This window comes from Mycobacteroides sp. LB1 (assembly GCF_013449725.1).
Classification (GTDB): Bacteria; Actinomycetota; Actinomycetes; order Mycobacteriales; family Mycobacteriaceae; genus Mycobacterium.
In genome coordinates this window covers 1358487-1378722 of sequence record NZ_JACCFF010000001.1, presented here as the reverse complement: position 1 = coordinate 1378722, position 20236 = coordinate 1358487, and the positions used below count along the sequence as shown (strand labels likewise).

At 63.9% G+C, this 20236-nt stretch carries 17 protein-coding genes; 16 read left to right on the top strand and 1 reads right to left on the bottom strand.

From position 1 onward, the window contains the following. The first annotated feature begins 91 nt into the window (after positions 1-91). Positions 92-1474 carry an Ig-like domain-containing protein gene (locus tag MLB1_RS06880; RefSeq protein ID WP_180748895.1) on the top strand — a complete coding sequence of 461 codons (1383 nt, stop codon included), beginning with the start codon at positions 92-94 and terminating at the stop codon, positions 1472-1474. 193 nt (positions 1475-1667) lie between these two features. Here MLB1_RS06880 and MLB1_RS06875 read toward each other — a convergent pair whose 3' ends face one another. After that, a complete protein-coding gene (locus MLB1_RS06875) occupies positions 1668-2417 on the bottom strand; it encodes an SDR family oxidoreductase (protein WP_180748894.1) in 750 nt (249 codons plus the stop codon). Positions 2418-2722: 305 nt separating this feature from the next. Here MLB1_RS06875 and MLB1_RS06870 point away from each other — a divergent pair, with 305 nt between their 5' ends. The 15 genes from MLB1_RS06870 to MLB1_RS06800 all read left to right on the top strand — a co-directional run bounded on the left by MLB1_RS06870 (position 2723) and on the right by MLB1_RS06800 (position 20163). Beyond that, positions 2723-3961, top strand: coding sequence for an ROK family transcriptional regulator (locus MLB1_RS06870; protein WP_180748893.1), 1239 nt, complete (start codon positions 2723-2725; stop codon positions 3959-3961). A gap of 180 nt (positions 3962-4141) precedes the next feature. Then, entirely contained in the window at positions 4142-4603 is a 462-nt protein-coding gene (locus MLB1_RS06865; RefSeq protein WP_180748892.1) for an SRPBCC family protein, read from the top strand. Between the two features lie 71 nt (positions 4604-4674). Next, the gene (gene mshA / locus MLB1_RS06860) at positions 4675-5997 is read left to right on the top strand and encodes a D-inositol-3-phosphate glycosyltransferase (RefSeq protein ID WP_180748891.1); all 1323 of its coding nucleotides are present in this window, start codon (positions 4675-4677) and stop codon (positions 5995-5997) included. Next, on the top strand, positions 5994-6497 hold the full coding sequence (locus MLB1_RS06855) for a YbjN domain-containing protein (protein WP_180748890.1): 504 nt from the start codon (positions 5994-5996) through the stop codon (positions 6495-6497). The genes mshA and MLB1_RS06855 overlap by 4 nt, the downstream gene beginning before the upstream one ends. Before the next feature lie 44 nt (positions 6498-6541). Next, positions 6542-8116 (top strand): AMP-binding protein, encoded by a 1575-nt coding sequence (locus MLB1_RS06850; RefSeq protein WP_180748889.1) that lies wholly within the window; start codon positions 6542-6544, stop codon positions 8114-8116. A gap of 60 nt (positions 8117-8176) precedes the next feature. Continuing rightward, positions 8177-8731: a pyridoxamine 5'-phosphate oxidase family protein gene (locus MLB1_RS06845; RefSeq protein ID WP_180748888.1), complete on the top strand. Its 555-nt coding sequence runs from the start codon at positions 8177-8179 to the stop codon at positions 8729-8731. Between the two features lie 124 nt (positions 8732-8855). After that, a complete protein-coding gene (locus tag MLB1_RS06840; RefSeq protein WP_180748887.1) occupies positions 8856-9776 on the top strand; it encodes an SDR family NAD(P)-dependent oxidoreductase in 921 nt (306 codons plus the stop codon). Continuing rightward, positions 9776-11815: an alpha/beta hydrolase fold domain-containing protein gene (locus tag MLB1_RS06835; protein ID WP_180748886.1), complete on the top strand. Its 2040-nt coding sequence runs from the start codon at positions 9776-9778 to the stop codon at positions 11813-11815. Before MLB1_RS06840 ends, MLB1_RS06835 begins: the two co-directional genes overlap by 1 nt. Before the next feature lie 17 nt (positions 11816-11832). Beyond that, positions 11833-12774, top strand: a complete 942-nt coding sequence (locus MLB1_RS06830) for a ferritin-like domain-containing protein (protein WP_180748885.1) — start codon at positions 11833-11835, stop codon at positions 12772-12774. Next, complete coding sequence (locus MLB1_RS06825; protein ID WP_180748884.1) at positions 12771-14303, top strand: NAD(P)/FAD-dependent oxidoreductase; 1533 nt, start codon at positions 12771-12773, stop codon at positions 14301-14303. Before MLB1_RS06830 ends, MLB1_RS06825 begins: the two co-directional genes overlap by 4 nt. 45 nt (positions 14304-14348) lie before the next feature. After that, positions 14349-15119, top strand: a complete 771-nt coding sequence (locus MLB1_RS06820) for a phosphoglyceromutase (RefSeq protein WP_180748883.1) — start codon at positions 14349-14351, stop codon at positions 15117-15119. Between the two features lie 150 nt (positions 15120-15269). Further along, on the top strand, positions 15270-16589 hold the full coding sequence (locus MLB1_RS06815; protein WP_180748882.1) for an ATP-binding protein: 1320 nt from the start codon (positions 15270-15272) through the stop codon (positions 16587-16589). After that, positions 16586-17272 (top strand): response regulator transcription factor, encoded by a 687-nt coding sequence (locus tag MLB1_RS06810; protein ID WP_180748881.1) that lies wholly within the window; start codon positions 16586-16588, stop codon positions 17270-17272. Before MLB1_RS06815 ends, MLB1_RS06810 begins: the two co-directional genes overlap by 4 nt. Before the next feature lie 186 nt (positions 17273-17458). Beyond that, entirely contained in the window at positions 17459-18739 is a 1281-nt protein-coding gene (locus MLB1_RS06805; protein ID WP_180748880.1) for a TetR/AcrR family transcriptional regulator, read from the top strand. A 74-nt stretch (positions 18740-18813) separates the two neighbouring features. Then, positions 18814-20163 (top strand): AarF/ABC1/UbiB kinase family protein, encoded by a 1350-nt coding sequence (locus MLB1_RS06800; protein ID WP_180748879.1) that lies wholly within the window; start codon positions 18814-18816, stop codon positions 20161-20163. Positions 20164-20236 lie beyond the last annotated feature (73 nt).

The following is a 20236-nucleotide window of genomic DNA, read 5'->3' as shown; positions in this document are numbered from 1 at the left end:
CGAGGTAAAATCGCACGTCACACGTGATCCAGCGAGTGATCTTGGTCGGGCTGGGCGAACTTGTCCGCGGCGGGCCGTATCGTGGGATGTCGTGAGTGGCCCCAGACCAGATCCCCGTGATGCGCTGACGCGGCGACGTGCGCTCACGATTCTGGGCCTGAGTGTCCCAGCTGTTGCTGCGGCCTGCTCGGCCGTCGGCTCGAATGCGCCGGAAGAGGCCCCATCGCCGGGACCCACTCTCGCCTTCACACCCGATGACAAGGCCAAGGACGTCAACCCGACCGTGCCGGTCAGTGTGACCGTGGCCAACGGCTGGTTCCAAGACGTGAAGCTGGTTAACGCCGACGGCAAAGTCGTCGCAGGAGTCCTCAGTCGCGACCAGACGAGGTTCCGCACCACCGAACCGCTCGGATTCGATGTGACCTACACGTGGAAGGGGTCGGCGGTAGGCCTGGATGGCAAGGCAATCCCGGTGTCCGGCGCATTCACCACCTTGGTCCCGACGGCGAAGGTCAACGGCCAGTTCCAGCTCGGCGACGGGCAGACGGTGGGGATCGCGGCTCCCGTGATCATCCAGTTCGACGCGCATATCGCCGATAAGGCCTCGGTGGAGCGGATGCTGAGCATCACCTGCGATCCGCCCACCGAAGGCGGCTGGGCCTGGCTGCCCGATGAGCAGCAGGGTTCCCGAGTGCACTGGCGTTCACGTGAGTACTTCAAGGCGGGTACCAAGGTTGAAGTGAAGGCTAATCTCTACGGAATTCCGTTGGGGGACGGGGCATTCGGCAACGAGGATATGTCGTTGGAATTCTCTGTGGGGCGCCGACAGGTTGTCTATGCTGATGCGCAGAGCCATCGCATTCGCGTGACCACCGACGAGGGGACCATCCTGGACCTGCCGTGCAGCTATGGCGAGGCAGATCTGCCGCGCAACGTCACCCGCAGTGGAATCCACGTCGTCACCGAGAAGTATGAGGACTTCTGGATGTCCAACCCGGCGGCCGGATACACCAACGTGCACGAACGCTTCGCGGTTCGAATCTCGAACAACGGCGAGTTTATTCACGCTAACCCGAATACCACTGGGCAACAGGGTAATACGAACGTCACCAATGGCTGTATCAACCTGTCACTCGGCGACGCCGAATCGTATTTCCGCACCGCGATCTACGGCGACCCCGTCGAGGTGACCGGCACCTCGATTGAGCTCTCCTACTCCGACGGCGACCTGTGGGACTGGGCGGTGGACTGGTCGACCTGGCAGTCGATGTCGTCGCTCCCGCGGAATCCTCAGGAACGAACCGTCACGTCGACGTCGACGACCTCGTCCCTTCCGACCACCGTCCCGCTCACTCCGTCGGGCGCGCCGACGCTTTCTGGGACACCGACGAGCACGTCGATTCCCACTACCGTTCCGCTCACTCCGTCGGGCGCCCCGACGCTTTCGGGGACGCCGACATCCACACCGCGTTAGCGCAGCGACCGAAAAAACAATGCCGCCCAGTGCCTCTGCCGATGCGCCATTGTTTTGCGACACAGGCGCGGACGTGCCGGTGTTCGAGGTCGCCTTCGTGAAAAGACGCCTTCGTGAAAAGAACTGTGCCGCAATATTTTGAGAAAACCGTGCCGGGGCGGCGCGCCCGGAGGGATCGATTCCTGCCGGAGGCTCAGTCGCGGGTCGCTCGGCGGGTGGACGAGGCCTGATCCCGGGGTTTAACGACGATCTGATCCAGATTGACGTGCGGGGGTCGCGATGACACGAACGCGATGATCTCCGCGACGTCCTCGGCGACCAGTGGCGTGATGCCCTGATACACCGAGTCGGCGCGGGCCTGATCGCCGTCGAAGCGCACCACCGAGAACTCCGTTTCCACTGCACCCGGCGCGATCTCGGTGAGCCTCACCGGTTTTCCCAGAAGCTCGCCGCGCAGTGTGCGGTGCAAGGCTGCCTGTGCATGCTTGGCGGCCGTGTATCCGCTGCCGCCGTCGTAGACGTCCAGTGCGGCGATCGAGGTGATGGTGACGATGAGCCCGTCGCCGGAGGCAATCAGTTTGGGCAGCAGGGCGCGGGTCACCTGCAGAGTGCCCAGGACATTGGTTTCCCACATCCAGCGCCAGTGCTCCAGATCGGCTTCGAGTACCGACTCCAGGCCCCAGGCGCCGCCGGCGTTGTTCACCAGCACGTCTACCCGGTCCAGGCTCTGCGCAAGGGCGGCAACCGAATCGGCATCGGTGACATCGAGCACAACCGCAGTGCCCCCGATTTCCTCGGCTACTGAGTTGATGCGGTCCTCGCGCCGCGCCGCGACAACGACATGGAACCCAAGGGCCGCAAGGGATTTGGCGGTAGCTGCGCCGATTCCGGAGCTGGCGCCGGTGACGACCGCGACCCGGCCCTCGAACGTGGGATTGCTCATGGACGCCACTGTAGTCAGGTGCGAGTAGTGGGCCGGTAGTAGGAGATTTCGTCGTGGGGATGCTAAATTGCGGCTGTGTCCATCAAGCGTGCCGCCGAACCCCGGGTCACTTTCGTGATCGCGGGTATTGGTTCACGGCTGCCGCTGGCTCGCGAGCTGTGTTGTCGCTGCGTCTGTCGCTGCGCCTAGTTTCTGCACGTCTTTCTTGACGTTTCGGGCGTGGTATCGCCCCAGTTCACAACACCAATAGCCCTCGTTTCAGCCTCGGAATTCGCGGGCTGACCTCCCGCCAAAGGACCCTTCTCATGACTTCTCCGGCTCGCCGACCAGTTTCCCGCCACCAGATTCATCCGCCCGCCCTGTACATCGGCGACAGCGCCGCATCCTCGGTGTTCCGCGCCGCACGTGTGCGCGGTCCGGTGGCTCGCGATGCGATTGCCCAGATCACAGGCCTTTCTATCGCTACGGTCAACCGGCAGGTGACAGCCCTGCTGGACGCCGGGCTGCTGCGTGAACGTGCTGACCTGGCAGTTTCCGGCGCCATCGGCCGTCCACGGGTGCCGGTCGAGCTCAACCACGAGCCATTCTTGACCCTCGGCATCCATATCGGTGCCCGGGCCACCAGCATTGTGGCGACCGACCTGTTCGGCCGGACCCTTGATGTGGTGGAAACACCGACGCCAAACGGTCCGCAAGGCGCCGCGCTGGCCTCGCTCGCCGGTAGCGCACAGCGGTATTTGGCCCGTTGGCACCGGCGTCGGCCGCTGTGGATCGGGGTGGCCACCGGTGGTGTGGTCGACGGACCGGCCGGGACGGTGGATCACCCGCGTCTGGGCTGGACGGAGGCCCCGGTGGGCCGCGTCTTCGCCGACGCGCTGGGTCTGCCGGTATCGGTGGCCTCGCACGTGGATGCGATGGCCGGTGCCGAGCTGTTGTTGGGGCTGCGTCGATTCGCAGCCCGCTCCTTGACCAGCCTGTACGTATATGGCCGTGAGACAGTCGGTTTCGCGCTGGCCATCGATGGGCGAGTGCACAGCCCGTCGAGCGGTCCGGGAACCATCGCGGCACTGCCTGTTGATTCCGAATTACTCGGCGGCAGCGGCAAGTTGGAGACCACGGTGAGTGATGAGGCGGTGTTGGCCGCGGCCCGAAAGCTGCGCATCGTGCCCGCCGGCGAAGGCGTCTCGGTGAGCGCGGTGTACAAGGCTGCCCGTGGCGGTAATGAGTCTGCGCGCCAACTACTTTCCGAACGTGGCCGGGTGCTTGGTGAGTCGGTCGCACTGCTGCGCGACATCCTCAACCCCGACGAAGTGATTGTCGGAGGGCAGGCATTCACCGAGTACCCCGAGGTGATGAACGACGTCGAGAAGGCTTTCCTGGATCGGTCGACATTGTCGAAGCGCGATATTCGCGTGACGGCCTTCGGTAACCGGGTGCAGGAGGCCGGAGCCGGTGTGGTGTCCCTCGGCGGGTTGTTCTCCGATCCGCTGGGTGCCATGCGACGTGCGTCGGCCCGGCGCGGTGAGGTCTCCGCACTGGCATAGGAGACAGTTCCTACGCGCCGAGAGTGAAGCCATGGCGGGATTCCCGTCGATGTTCCGCCACAGCTTCACGCTCGGTGGACCGGGTAGCCACAATTTTGGGGTTTGCGCGGTTTGCTCGGTTTGCTCGGTTTTGTCGGAGTTGCGGATTCGTGGGCGTCGAAAAGTGATAGGGATGTGCGTATGACGCATATCCACCACCGGTCCACGGCGAAGGTGCCCATGGCGTACGCCTTCGACTACATCAGTGATGCGCACCATCTGGCGGATTGGATGTTCGGGATCGAGCACGTCCGCTTCGTCAACGAGGTAGAGCGTGGGCCCGGGGCCAGGTACGACGTCGCGATCAACCTTGGTGCCACTCTCCGGTCGACGATCGAGGTGGTGGGGTGGGAGCCTGACACGCTGTTCACCACCGAATCACGTTCGGGAATCGACAATCAGATCGAATGTCGTTTTCAGCCTGTCTCCGCTGACGAGACCGAGCTTGAGATCAATATCGACTACCGGTTACCCGGCGGGCTTGCCGGCCGTGCGTTGGGCAAGGTCATCTCACCGTTCATATCGCTCGCCATCACGCACTCGGACGAGAAGCTGCGCAAGATCCTCGAAGAGGGTTATCGCCGCGAAGTCACGTCACGCTGACACCCAAACCCCCAGGTGAGGGTGCTGCGCGCCAGCCGATGATCGGTAGATGACAAGATGGTGATGTGTTGATGGGCGATGAGCCGCGCCGCGCCGTTGCGGCGCTGAAGCCGCGCCGTATCGCTGTCCTCTCTGTACACACCTCGCCGCTGGCCCAGCCCGGCACCGGCGATGCCGGTGGCATGAACGTTTACGTGCTGCAGACAGCCCTTCAACTGGCCCGCCGGGGCGTCGCTGTCGACATCTTCACCCGGGCGACCGCATCCTCCGATGAACCGGTTGTGGCGGTTTCTGACGGCGTGACAGTGCGCAATATCGTCGCCGGGCCGTTCGAGGGCCTGGACAAATACGACCTGCCGACCCAGCTGTGCGCCTTCACCGCCGGGGTGCTGCGCGCCGAGGCCGTCCACGAACCCGGTTACTACAACCTGGTGCACTCGCATTACTGGCTCTCCGGTCAGGCGGGCTGGTTGGCCCGCGACCGCTGGGGCGTCCCGCTGGTCCATACCGCACACACTCTCGCCGCGGTCAAGAACAGGACCCTTGCCGAGGGTGACCGCCCTGAGCCCGCGTTGCGCGCGGTGGGGGAACAGCAGGTGGTGGACGAGGCCGATCGGCTCATCGTTAACACCAAAGACGAATCCGATCAATTGGTTTCGATACACAACGCGGATCCAGGTCGCATCGATATCGTCCATCCCGGGGTGGACCTGGATGTATTCACGCCCGGTGACAAAGCCGCCGCCCGCGCCGAATTCGGCCTGCGGGCCGATGAGCAGATCGTCGCTTTCGTCGGACGCATCCAACCGCTCAAAGCCCCCGACCTACTGGTGCGCGCGGCCGAGAAGCTGCCCGGGATTCGCGTTCTCATCGTCGGTGGGCCGTCCGGTAGTGGTCTCGACGAGCCGACCGCGCTACAGGACCTCGCTGCGGACCTCGGCATCGCCGACCGGGTCACCTTCCTGCCACCGCAGTCGCGAGAACGGCTTGCACAGGTGTATCGGGCCGCCGATATCGTTGCGGTGCCGAGCTACTCGGAGTCGTTCGGGCTGGTGGCCATCGAGGCGCAGGCCTGCGGTACTCCGGTGGTGGCAGCCGAGGTGGGAGGTCTTCCGGTCGCGGTCGCCGATCAGCGCACCGGCCTCTTGGTTCCGACGCATCGCACCGAGGACTGGGCGGATTCGATCGGGAACCTGCTGGCGCGCACCGGATCCACGTTCAGTCGTGCCGCCGTCGAACATGCCGCCGGTTTCTCCTGGTCCAGTACCGCCGATGCCTTGCTGGCCAGCTACAGCCACGCCATTGCTGATTACCGTGCGCCACAAAGGCCTTCAACGCAGCGCCCACCGCGTTCACGGTTCCGGTCGCGTCGGCTGTCGGGGCTGCGGCGATGACGACTGCCGAGCAGGCCTACGCCACCATCGCGCAGACGCTCGTGGAACGGGAGATCACCTTCACGGAGCAACGCGGGCCCGACGGTAAACCCGCGCTGATCGTGGAGCTGCCCGGCGAGCGCAAGCAGAAGATCACCGCGATGCTCAGCCCGGGCGAGCACGCCCTGCGCATCGAGACGTTCGTCTGCCGTCGCCCCGACGAGAACATCGAAGGCGTCTACCGGTATCTACTCAAACGTAACCGCCGCTTGTATGCCGTCGCCTACACGATCGACAACATGGGTGACATCTACCTGGTGGGCCGGGTGCCCTTGCCGGCGATAACCCCGGAGGAGATCGACACCATCCTCGGTCAAGTGCTTGAGACGGTGGACAACGACTTCAATGTCTTGCTGGAGTTGGGTTTCCGCACGTCCATCCAGAAGGAGTGGGCTTGGCGCACCTCGCGGGGCGAGTCGCTGAAGAATCTCGAAGCCTTCGAGCACCTCATCGAGGATTGACCAAGCCGGGCAAGGAATAGACGCGGCGTGCAAGACTGTCCGACGTGACTTTTCGTAGCCCTCTGCCTGACGTATCCATTCCTGAGTGCTCCGTCTACGAGTACGTGTTTGGCGATAGGGGTGCAGACGATAACCGAGTGGCGCTGATCGACGGTCTGTCCGGTGCACAGACCACCCTGGGCGAGCTGCGGTCGCAGATCGACGCCGCGGCAGCGGGCCTGGCGGACCGCGGATTTGGGCTCGGGGACGTCGCAGCGGTTTTCCTACCCAACTGCACGGCCTTTGCCGTTGTGCTGCACGGCATCCTGCGCGCCGGCGGCACCGCCAGCACCGTCAACGTGTTGTACACCGCCGAGGAGCTGGCCAAGCAGCTCACCGACTCGAAGGCGCAGCTCCTCTTCACGGTGTCGCCCCTACTGCCGCGTGCGTTGGAGGCGGCCGAGGCGGCGGGAATCGATTCGGTCAACGTGATCACCATCGACCCCGTCGAAGGACGTCTCTCGTTGGCCGACATTGTGCGGCCGGATCTGGCGCCGCCGGAGGTAATTTTCGACCCCGCAACGCATTTGGCTGTGCTGCCGTATTCCTCGGGGACCACCGGCAAGGCCAAGGGCGTCATGCTCACCCATCGCAACTTGGTGGCCAATATCGCCCAGGCCAAGCACCTCTACGGGGTGGAACGCGGAGATCGGGTGCTGGCCATCCTCCCGTTTTTCCACATCTACGGTCTGGTCGTGCTGCTGAACGTGCAGCTCAAACTGGGTGCAGAGCTGGTAATCCTGCCGCGGTTCGATCTCAACACCTTCCTGGGTGCCATCGCCAACTACCGCGTGGATCATGTCTTCGTGGCCCCGCCGGTGGCGGTGGTGCTCGCCAAGCATCCGGATGTCGACAAGTACGACGTCTCCTGTCTGCGTTCGGTGTTCTCGGGTGCCGCTCCGCTGGACGAGCAGCTGGGTAATGCCGTTGCCGCACGTCTCAATTGCCGTGTGAGCCAGGGGTACGGCATGACCGAGCTCAGCCCCGTCAGCCACCTCATCCCGCCGGGTCGCCCCGATATCCCGCTCAGCTCGGTCGGTATTCCTGTGCCCAACTCGGAGAACAAGCTCATCGACACCGAGACCGGGGTGGAGATCGACATCCCGGCCGAGGGGGAGAGTGCGCCCGGAGAACTGCTGGTACGCGGCCCGAATGTGATGGCCGGGTACCTCGGCAACGAGGAGGCCACCGCCGGGACAATCGAGCCGGACGGATTCCTGCACACCGGCGATATCGCCGTCGTACGCGCCGATGGTGTGGTGACGATCGTCGACCGGCTCAAGGAGCTCATCAAGTACAAGGGCTACCAGGTGCCGCCCGCTGAGCTGGAGGCGCTGCTGCTGACCCACCCGGGTATCGGCGACGCTGCTGTTATCGGGGTGCCCGACCCTTCCAGTGGCGAGATTCCCAAGGCCTTTGTGGTGCGTACCGATGCCAAACTTACCGATGAGGCCGTGATGGCCTTCGTCGAACAGAAGGTCGCTCCGCATAAGCGGATTCGGCAGGTGGAGTTCATCGACGCGATCCCCAAGAGCGCGGCCGGGAAGATTCTCCGCAAGGACCTGCGCGCCCGCGTCTAGATATCCCGGACGCCTAAAACGTCTGGCGAGCTGACGGACCCAGGTGGCAACCTGGAGCCTATGGGTCACGTTTACGAGGAGATCGACGACAAGCTCGCCCGTTGGCTGACCGAGCAGCCGGTGTTCTTCGTGGGCACCGCACCGAGTGGTTCAGAAGGGCATGTCAACGTCTCTCCCAAGGGGATGGCCGGGACATTCGCCGTGCTCGGGCCCAACCAGGTTGGTTACCTGGACTACTTCGGCAGCGGTGCGGAGACCATCGCGCATGTGCGCGATAACGGGCGCATCGTGCTGATGTTCTGTTCGTTCGACAAGCGCTGCCGCATCATCCGGTTGCACGGGCGGGCTCGTGTCGTGCAGTTCAACGAACCCGAGTACCCGCAGCTGCGCAGTCACTTCTCCAAGGAACTCGAAAAGGGCGCGCGCTCAATCATTTTGGTTGATGTCACGCGGGTCGCCGACTCGTGCGGCTACTCGGTTCCGCTGATGGAGTTCGTGGGCCACCGGGACGTGTACGAGAAGCATGTCGAGAAGGTTCCGGAGGAGAAGCTCACCCTGGAGAGTGCGCTGGAGAACAACGGCGCCTCCATCGACGGGCTGCCGGCCCTTCAGTAGCTCGATGGTGGGACGACTCGGCCGGAACTAATCTCACGCATGCCTTGACAACCGGCGTGACGTGACACACCCTTGATTTACGTTTTCGTGCGATGCGTAAGCGACGATCAGAAGGGTGATGCCAATGACGGCACCCGACGTGGGAGCCTACCCGCGCCGACGTCCGAAGATCAGCCATGGCGCGAGCGCGGTGGTGACCGGTGCCGGTAGTGGCATCGGAAGGGGTTTCGCCGAAGTCATCGTCGCCCGCGGAGGCCGGGTGGTGTGCGCCGATATCAATCTAGCCAGCGCCCAGGAAACAGTAGACAAGCTCGGAGCTGCCAACGCCCTCGCTGTTGCCTGCGATGTCAGTTCCTACGACGAGATAGTCAAGCTGGCCGACACCGCAGCCGACTGGTTGGGTCACGCCCCCGATCTGGTGATCAACAATGCCGGTATTGGCACCGGAGGCAAGCCCATCGGTGAGGTATCGATGGAGGACTGGACCACCACCATAGGCATCAACATGTGGGGGATGATCTACGGCTGCCAGGTCTTCACGCCCCTGCTGCGCGAACAAGGATTCGGCGGCATTATCAACGTTTCGTCCGCTGCCAGCTTCGCGGCCGCCCCTTTGATGGGGCCGTACAACGTCAGCAAGGCCGCCGTGCTCGCGCTCTCGGAGACACTGCGTGCCGAGCTGGCGGGCACCGGTGTGCGGGTAACCGTGCTGTGCCCCACGGCCGTCAAGACCAACATCCTGGAGGGCGCGCGCATCCCGAGTCAGCTCAGTGGTGTGGCCAGCACCGTGTTCAAGTGGGTCGGGGTATCGCCGGAATGGATCGCGAAGACCACCCTCAACGCACACGACCGGGGGCGTCTTTACGTGGTGCCGCAACCCGATGCGAAACTCATCTGGGCCATGAAACGTCATGCGCCCGTGCCGTACTCCTGGGGATCGGGGATTATCTCCCGGCTGGGACGGCTCCTGCCCGAGGACACCGATCCACGCGAATTGTGGGATACCGCATATGACCAGGAATCTCCGGTCAAGGTGGTGCGGTGATGCCGGGCGCCGTGCTGTCGGTCGTTGTGGTGGGGGCCGGATACACCGGTCTGGGCACTGCGGTCGGTCTGCTGGAGGCCGAGGTTACCGACTTTATGGTGCTCGATCGTGCACGCCCAGAACCGGGAAGCTGGCGTGACGACACCATCGCGCTGTTCAGGCTCGGTCGTCACGTGGAGTTCGGCAATGATGTCACCCGGATCGCGCTCGACGGTGACGACTGGGTGCTGGACACCGAAGCCGGACAGCGCTTTACCGCACGCACCGTGGTGCTGGCCACCGGCTCGGTAGAGGGCAGCCCCGATATTCGGGGCATCGAGAACTACACCGGAAAGATCATCGACGCCGCACAGGTCGGTGACGGCGCCGATCTTGCCGGGCTACGCGTCGCGGTCGTCGGGAACAGCGCTGCCGCAGCATCGGTGCTCTCGACAGTGGTGCGAAAAGCGACCAGCGTCAAACTTTTCCAGAGCTCGCCCGACTGGATTCTGCCCCGGTCGAACAATCGCTTCGGTGATCTCGTCGACCGCACGCTGCGCCGTGAGACACGCCAGGCGTGGTTCTCCGGGAGACGTCCTAAATCGCTTGGGCTACTTGAAGTAGTGGCCCAGCGCAACCTGCGCCGGCGCGTGCCGGACCCCTGGATTCGGCGTCAGTTGACGCCGCTGAGGCTCACCGGTCGCCCCAACGTCGTGGTGGCCGATGAGTTCCTTACTGCCTTGCAGGCACCCAACTGCAAGCTGGTCACGTGGCCCATCGCCCGGTTCAGCACCGGAGGCATCCGCACCGCCGAGGGCATCGACCACCAGTGCGACGTAGTTGTTTTCGCGTCGAACCCGGATGCCGGCTCAACTACGGCGGCGGTGCCCGTAGTGGGGGTGCGGCGTCGGAAGCTGAAGCCGGCCGACCGTGCGTCGGTCACCGTGGCGGGTTTCCCGAATTTGTTCATCGCCGATCTGCCGGCCGCCGAACCAAGTCGCGATAGCGCACGCAAGACGCAGGCCAGGATCAACACCGTGGTGGGTGGGGTGTCGCTGGCGATTCGCGCGGTGGACACAGCCGGCGCGGCAGTGCCGTCGCCTTCGCGGCGTACCCGGGCAACTGCCACGCTCACCGCGATTGGCCTACGCCCCCTGCTATCCCGGGCTCGCGTGGACAAGACGGGTAGGCCGGGTGTGCTCTTGGCGCGGCAGATCGTATCGACCATCATGGCGGTAGGCGGTTCGATGCCGCGTGGAACCGAGGTTACCCGAGTGCGCGATCCTCTACGGGGAGAATGGGTTCGGGCGGGCGCTGCACTCAGTGCCGATGACGTAGGCCCGGTCATCCTGTACATCCACGGCAGCGGATACGTCATCTGCTCGGCTAAGACCCATCGCTCGATGGTGGCGCGCCTGTCCGAGGCGACCGGGCTGCCGGCCTTCACCGTCGACTACCGGTTGGCGCCCGAACATGTGTTTCCCGCCGCCGCCGATGACGTGCGAGCTGCCTACGATTGGCTGCTGGAACGCGGCCACGCCGCCAAAGACATTGTGATCGCCGGTGACTCGGCGGGCGGCCATCTCGCGATCGACCTGCTCATCGAGAACCACAGGCTAGGTGTGCCACAGCCCGGCGCGGTGGCACTGTTCTCACCCCTGTTGGATCTGACGCTCGGTTTGGCCGCCGAACGAGAGAAAGTACACGCCGATCCGGTGATCACCGCGGAGGCGGCCAAGCACCTGGTGGACAAGTACACCCGCTTCGAGCCTGCAGACTCGCCGCGCCTGCGGCTGAGCCTTCCTGCCGGAATCTCCCTACCGCCCACCCTGATTCAGGCCGGCGGCGTTGAGTTCCTCGCCGATGACGCTGCGGAATTGGCGCAGATGATCGAACGGGCCGGCGGACAATGCGACCTACAGATCTGGCCTGGGCAACTTCATGTGTTCCAGGCGTTGCCCCGATTGATCCCCGAGGCCGATCCGGCACTACATGAGGCCGCCCGATACATCAACGGGGTGCTGACTCAGCAGCCGTTGCGCACAGCCCGGACCGCATAGGAAGTGAGGTAACAACGATGGCCGTTGTTCTCGAAGACATGCTGCAGACCATCAAGGACAAGCAGTGGGCCCTGGCCGATGTGGACTGGGATGCGCCCGGTGCCGAACAGATCACCGACGAGCAGCGCCCGAAGCTGAAGGCCTTCATGGCCGATCTCGTGTGGATCGAAAACATTGGGGCACGCGGCTTCTCGGCGCTGGCAAAAAAGGCTCCCAACGAGACGTTGGCCGAGATCTACCGGTACTTCCATGCCGAGGAACAGAAACACGCCAACGCTGAACTGGCGCTCATGAGGCGCTGGGGCATGCTCGAAAAGGACGAGGTTCCTGTTCCGAATGTGAACGTGCGCTTGGCTATCGAGTGGCTTGACCGGTACTCGGACGGGTTATCGCTGACGATTCTTGGCACTATCATCCCGCTGCTGGAAGTGGCTCTGGATGGCGCACTGCTCAAATTCCTGTTAGAAGAGGTGAACGATCCGATCTGCCACGAGGCGTTCCGGCATATCAACTCAGACGAATCACGACATCTGGCAGTCGATTTCCACGTTCTCGACATGATGGGGCAGGGCACTCTGCGTCGCGTCGTCGTCGAGAACGTCGGCACCGTGCTCAATCCCTCGTTGCTTATGGGGCTGCTGCTGGGGCTCGGCACCGGTATCCCGCTTATCAATCGGATCAAGGGCAACCTCATCGGCATGGGCCTGCGAGAACAGCGCCTGTACGACGCCATGGAGCGGTTCGTCAGCATCGGCAACCGGGGCAAGGGCACCCGGCTGCTGGTGTACCAGGTGCTCAGACTCGGCGCGAAGATGATCACCGACCCGGAGAACCGACTGCACGGCCCGTACCACGCGGTCGCGAACTCGATGGTGAGGCTGTCCGACTACTACCCGCGTCGGTGGCTCGCCCAGCAGCCGAGCTGGTCCAAGGAACTCACCTACGAGGCCACCGCATGACCGAGCAGCCAGATCATCACGTCGCCGTCATCGGAGCGGGGCTCGCCGGCTTCGGTATCGCCGCCGAGCTGCACCGTGGGGGCATCGACGACTTCGTCGTCTACGAGCGCATGGATGGCGTCGGCGGCACCTGGCGGCAGAACGTGTACCCCGGTATCGGTGTGGATATCCCAGCCCAGGCGTACCAGTTCCGTCACGCGCTGAACCCGGAGTGGACCAGGTTCTATGCCAAGGGCGAGGAAGTGCTCAGCTACATCGAGCGGCTCTACCGCGAAAACGACCTGCTGCGTTTCGTCAGATTCGGCAGCGACGTTGGTGCGCGCGTGTGGGACGAGCACGCCAAAATGTGGCGGCTGCAGGTCAACGGGCAGGAGGTGACGGCGCGGTTCGTCGTCGTCGCGGCCGGGCCGTTCCCCGAGCCGAAACCGGCCGAGCTGAAGGGGCTGGAAGATTTTGGCGGCACCATCTTGCGCTCGGCCTCGTGGGACCACAGCGTGGATCTGAAGGGCAAGCGGGTGGCGGTGATCGGGACTGGTGCCAGTGCGGTGCAGATAGTTCCCGAGATCGCGCGCACAGTGGCTCATCTCGATATCTACCAACGCACCCCGATCTGGGTCTTCCCCAAGATCGACCCGAGCATGCCGGCACCATTGCGGGCACTGTTCCGTCGGGTGCCCAGGACGCAGCGGATGCTGCAGGAGAGCCTGGAGTTCATCGTCGGGGGCGCACTTGTCTATGGGGTGCTGAACGCCGGTCGTCTGGGAAACACCCCGGCTGCAGTGCGCTGGCTGCTCGGCAATGTCTCGTACCGACTGCAGGTACCCGACAAGGAGCTGCGAGCCAGACTTACCCCCGATTACGACTTCGGGTGCAAGCGCCCGGCCACCTCCAACACCTATCTGCCGACCTTCAACCGGGCCAACGTGGATCTGATCACCGATCCGATAGACACCATCACCGACAAGGGCATTCGTACCGTCTCGGGTGTGGAGCGAGAGATCGACATCCTGATCCTTGCCACCGGTTTCCGGTTGTTCTTCGATCCGCAGGTGTACCGGGACCGACCGGTCACCGGCCGTCATGGCTTTGACCTGGCCGACTTCTATCAGAATCACCTGCCCCTGAGTTATCACGGCTTCTCCACCCCGGGACTGCCCAACAGCTTCAACGTCTTTGGCCAGTACGGCTGGACCGGTGGCACCTACCACAGCGTGGTGGACACCGCGGCCATCCACATTGGACGGGTGATACGCGAGGCACAGCGGCTTGGCGCCACCGATGTCGAGGTGCGGGCCGAGGCGGCTGATGCCTGGACCGAGGACGCACGGTCCAGGTACACCTACTCTTTGTTCCAGACCGGCAACTGCGGGACCGCCAACAGCTACTACTTCGACCACAACGGCGAATCGGCCTACATTCGGCCCGCGACCACACAACGGGCCCGGCAGGTCGCGCAGACCTTCCCATTGGACGATTACATCTTCACGGTCGCCAAAGCCGCGCGTCACGCCAAGGCCGCTGCGGGCTGAACACGCACAGGGAGAGCTGCGTCGCGTCATGAGAGACTTGCGCTCATGAGCGGCGAGACCACCAGTCAGGCAAACGGAGCCACCCTGATCCTGCTGCGCCACGGCGAGAGCCAGTGGAACGCGAAGAACCTGTTTACCGGCTGGGTCGACGTCGACCTGACCGAAAAGGGCAGGTTAGAGGCGCAGCGCGGTGGCGAGCTGCTCGCACAGCAGGGGCTGCTGCCGGACATCCTGTTCACCTCGCTGCTGCGTCGCGCTATCAACACCGCACACCTGGCCCTCGACACGGCCGATCGGCTATGGATTCCGGTGGTGCGTGACTGGCGCCTCAACGAGCGGCACTACGGCGCCCTGCAAGGCTTGGACAAGGCCGAAACCAAGGCCAAGTACGGCGAGGATCAGTTCATGGCCTGGCGCCGTAGCTACGACACCCCGCCGCCGCCCATCGAGCAGGGCAGCCACTACAGCCAGGACCAGGACCCGCGATATGCCGATATCGGCGGTGGTCCGCTCACCGAGTGTCTCGCCGATGTGGTGGCGCGGTTCGTGCCGTACTACGAGGAAGCCATCGTGCCCGAGCTACGTGCGGGCAAGACGGTTCTCGTTGCCGCCCACGGTAATTCGCTGCGCGCCCTGGTGAAGTACCTGGACGGCATCTCCGACGAGGACATCGTGGGGCTCAACATCCCCACCGGTATTCCGTTGCGGTACGACCTGGACAGTGACCTCAAACCGGTCACTCCGGGCGGGGTTTACCTGGATCCGGACGCCGCGGCCGCGGGCGCCGCTGCGGTGGCCAACCAGGGCGCCAAATAACGCCCTATTTGTCTGGTGGCCGCCAAGAGTTCGCCAAAGGGCGAACAGCTCGTGAACTCACGCCTAACACCTGTGCCGGAATATGTGACTTGCTTGGCTTTTAGCCGCACGCTGCTGGGGTGACGTTCACCGAATGCGTACGATTTTCGCGTGACCGCCGCATTGGCTCTTCTCGTCGCGATCGCTGCACTCGCGGCGCTTGCTGGGGGCGCGGCGCTGGGTGCGTGGTTCTCGCGTCGCTCCTCGACCCGCCGAAAGGCCTCAGAAGTAGCCGACGGCGGCCTGACCGTCTCCCAGATGCTGGAGCGCATTGTCGCCATATCGCCGACGGGGATCGTCGTCGTCGACAAGCATCAGGACGTGGTCCTCGTCAACGCTCGTGCCCGGGAGCTTGGCTTGGTGCGCGACCGCCAGCTCGACGAGCAGGCATGGAACGCCGCGCAACGGACCTTGGCCACCGGTGAGGCCGTCGAGGTGGATCTGACCACCAAGCCGAAGGCGCCGGGCCGCGCGGGGTTCTCCCTGCGTGGACATGTGCGCAGGCTCTCCGACGCCGATCCGCGCTGGGCGGTCATCTATGTCGACGACGACTCCGAGCACGTCCGCATGGAAGCCACCCGCCGCGATTTCGTGGCCAACGTCAGCCACGAGCTCAAAACGCCGGTCGGCGCGATGGGCGTGCTCGCCGAGGCGCTGCTGGAATCCTCGGACGACCCCGAGACCGTGCGGCATTTCGGTGAACAGGTGCTCGCGGAGTCGCGCCGCCTGGGAAACATGGTCACCGAACTCATCGCGCTCTCACGGCTGCAGGGGGCCGAGAAACTGCCCGATCTGGAGGTAGTCGACGTCGACTACGTGGTCTCCGAGGCGCTGAGCCGGTCCAAGGTGGCCGCCGAGAACGCCGATATCGCGGTCACCACGGACGCACCCAGTGGTCTTGAGGTGCGCGGCGACCCCACTCTGCTTATCACCGCCATCAGCAATCTGGTGGCCAATGCCATCGCCTATTCGCCACCGGGATCGCCCGTCTCGATCAGCAGACGCCGCCGTGGCGACAAGATCGAGATGGCGGTCACCGATCGCGGCATCGGGATCGCCAAGGAGCACCAGGAACGCGTCTTCGAACGGTTCTTCCGGGTCGATAAGGCGCGTTCTCGTGATACCGGCGGCACCGGCCTGGGGCTGGCGATCGTCAAGCACGTGGCGGCCAACCACAATGGCGCCATCAAGCTGTGGAGTCAGCCGGGCACGGGGTCCACCTTCACCCTGTCCATCCCGGTCTACGAAGACGACGACGATACTGCCGAGGAGACCTCAGACCCTCATCAGTCCGGCACCCGCAACGAGGCGGTTAACCACACCGCACCACGATCTGCTGGTCTTCCCGCAAGCGGATCATCCCCAGTACCTATCAGCCGCTTACGCGAAGAGCACAAAGCGACTACACGAGAGGAACACGTACGTCGATGACCAGTGTCTTGATTGTTGAGGACGAAGACTCGCTGGCCGATCCACTGGCCTTCCTGCTACGCAAGGAGGGCTTCGAGGCGACCATCGTCAACGACGGTCCCTCAGCGCTCGCCGAATTCGAGCGTTCCGGCGCCGATATCGTGCTGCTGGATCTCATGCTGCCGGGGATGAGCGGTACCGATGTTTGCAAGGCGCTGCGCGCCAAGTCCAGCGTTCCGGTGATCATGGTGACCGCGCGTGACAGCGAAATCGACAAGGTGGTCGGGCTGGAACTCGGCGCCGACGACTACGTGACCAAGCCGTACTCGGCCCGCGAACTCATCGCACGTATCCGCGCGGTGCTGCGTCGCGGATCGGACACCGAGGAATCCGCAGCTGGTGACGGGGTGCTGGAGGCCGGGCCGGTGCGCATGGATGTCGACCGGCACACGGTGTCGGTCGGTGGCCAGGCGATTACCCTGCCGCTCAAGGAGTTCGACCTGCTGGAGTATCTGATCCGCAACAGTGGCCGGGTGCTCACCCGCGGTCAATTGATCGACCGGGTGTGGGGTGCCGATTACGTGGGCGATACGAAAACCCTTGACGTGCACGTCAAGCGACTGCGGTCCAAGATCGAGTCGGATCCGGCCAACCCGGTGCACCTGGTGACGGTGCGTGGCCTCGGCTACAAGCTCGAGGGCTAGTTCTCTCACCCCCGAGTGTTGGGGCTAGCGCCAAATCTGAGTGGATGCGCCTGGGCATTCGCCTACGTGTTTAGACTCGAGCAGCAATGGGGAGTGCATATGCGCTCGTCATTGGGTCGGTTTCGGTCGGATACGTCGATGGAGTAGCCAGTGGCGCAGGAGCCCCCTCGTAGAGGACGGCCCCCGGTGTCCGGACTTGCCGACAGACGGCGTGAGCAGATCGTCCATGCGGCCTTCGCGGCGTTCACCGAAAACGGTTACGAGCAGACCAGCATGTCCGATATCGCTACCCGGGCGGGCATGGGGCAGGGCACCGTCTACCGGTATGTCGACAGTAAGCGTGAGGTCCTCGATCTGGTTTTCGACTATGGCGTGGAACGGCTTTTCGACACCCTGGCGCTCGACAATTTTCTTGACGTGGTCGGCGGGACCGCCGGTATCGAAGAACGAAACGACATCATTATGGAGGGTGGCCGCCGCCTGTACGCGCTGGTGGACCAGGAGCCCGCGCTGCTGAAACTGCTGGCCGTCCAGTCGGCCGCCGCCGATAAAGAACTCAAACAGCGTGTCGTCGGCATTCAAGCAATGCTCGACTCGTACATTCAGCGGGGCCTGGACGGCGGCCGCCGGGCCGGCTGGCTGCCGGAGGACGCCCAGGATCATGTCGTGCTCGCCCGGCTCTTACCGGCTCTGGTGCTTCCGGGCTTTCTACTCTCCCTGAGCCGGCACGATAACCCCAGCACCCGAGAGCGTTTCGTGAGTACTGCTTCGCGGATCGCGGAGAAGGGCATGCTGCGTGACGGTGTGAACTTGGAGGCCGGAGAGAGTCACACGACGGCGGAGTCTGTTGAGTCCGTGCGTGTTCCGTCACCTGTCGCGGCCGACCGGCGTAATGAACTTCTCGATGCTGCGCTCGAGTGCTTCCTACACGACGGCTATCACGCCGTCGGGGTGAACGAGATCGTGGAAAGGCTCGGGGTAAGCCACGGCACGTTCTACAACTACTACCAGAACAAACGCGATTTACTCGATGCGTTGATCGTCCGGGAATTTTCGGCAATGGAGCCCGCGCTGTCCCGGTCGGTTGCCCGCCTCGATGTGCGCCTGGACATCGAATATGCTCTCGCGCAAGGATTTAGGACCGCACTTGAGGCGGTGGCCGGTCGGCTGCCTGCGCTGACCTTCTTGTGCACGGAGGCCGCCGGAGTGGACGCGGAAGCGCTTCAGTCCATTATCCAGTTCTTCCGTTTTGCGTCCGTACGGTCCGAGCAGTCCGTGTACTCGATGATCGGCGCCGATCGGATCGACCCGTCAATCGACACCGAGTTCCTGGGCCAGGCATTTATGTCATTGCTGGTGGGCGCCGTCACGCTGATTGTTGACGACGACGGGCGTACGGACCATATTGACGAGTACGCGCGGGCCATTGCGCAGTTTTTGCTCTATGGTCTGAACCCAGCGCCGTAGAGCGGCGCGGGAAATGAAGGAGCACTCCCATCGGTGAACCAGTTGACAAGGAGGTCAACGCAACTCGGGGTGGAGTGCCGCTGCGTGCGAAAAGGGCGGCGGCGCTGGGAAAGGTTGTCGCCGGACACGCTGTGCGCTCCGCGATCACGGCGGCGATCAAGCCCGTCGCCGCTGATGTGGCTGCGCGGCGCGATGCCGATATTCTGCGGTTCGCCGACGAGCTGGTGGCCGTCGCGGGTGCGATGAAGGGCGCCGCGCAAAAGCTGGGGCAGCTGCTGTCGGTCGTGGATGTGGGCATCACGTCAACATCGACCCGTGATGAGTTCACCCGGCGGCTTGCGCCGTTATTCGACAGCGCCCCAAAGCTTCCCGATGAGACGATGTACCAGGCGTTGGAACGGGAATTGGGCGAGTTGCGGTCGCGGATCGTGAGCATCGACGATGGCGCGATCGCCTCGGCCTCCATCGGCCAGGTTTACCGTGCGCTGCTCGACGACGGCCGGGTGGTCGCCGTCAAAATCCAGTACCCAGATATCGCGTCCAAGGTTCGGGCGGATCTGAAGAACCTGCAATTGGTGGTCAAGCTGGCGTCGAAGAAGATGCCGGCAAGCAACACCCAGGCCATTGTCGCGGAGGTGCAGCGGCAGATGCTCCGGGAGGTGGACTACCGGACCGAACTGGCCCATCACCAGCGGTTCTTTGAGACGTTTCGGGAACATCCTGCGTGGCGTATCCCCGAACCGATCGCCGAACTGTGCACCGAACACGTGCTGGTCACCGAGTACCTCGATGGTGTGCCGTTTGCGGATCTCGCCGGCCAGGACGCGGTGGTGCGAGACCGTGTGGGCGAATCGATTTACCGCTTCTACTGCGGTGAGATGTACCGGACGGGGTTCTTCTGCGCCGACCCGCATCCCGGCAACATCATGCTGCTTCCCGATGGGCGAGTGGGGTTCTTGGACTTCGGACTATGTGTGGATATGCATCAGGAGGATGCGGAGGTTCAGCGCGACGTGTTCCGGGCGCTGCTCAACGGGGACGACGACGACGCGTTTGAGCTCGCCAGAGCCGCGGGATTCCTGGCCGACGCGGCGAGTATGGACAGGCGGGATGCCACCGAATACATCCGCGCTGTGAGCAGCTGGCATCTGGGGGAGGGGAACCTCCGGATGACACCCGATATCGCCCGGCATTCCGTCGCGACCGCCGTCTTGCCCACATCCAAGTTCTACGACGGGATCCGCAACCAGCGTTTGGTGGAGACGCACGCAATGGCGCGGCGCACCGAGATATGTGTGGCGGCACTGCTCGGCAGGATCGGCGCCGAGGCGCCCTGGGCGGACATCGCGCGCGAGTATCTGGGGTTGGCAGACAGCGCCACCCCCATGGGTGATTCCATTAAAAGTTGGTCTCAACTGGGGTGACCGCCTAGCTAGGCGGTGTTTCAACAGCCTATTGCCTTTTTGTGAATGGCATGTCAGTCTGTTAAATACCTAC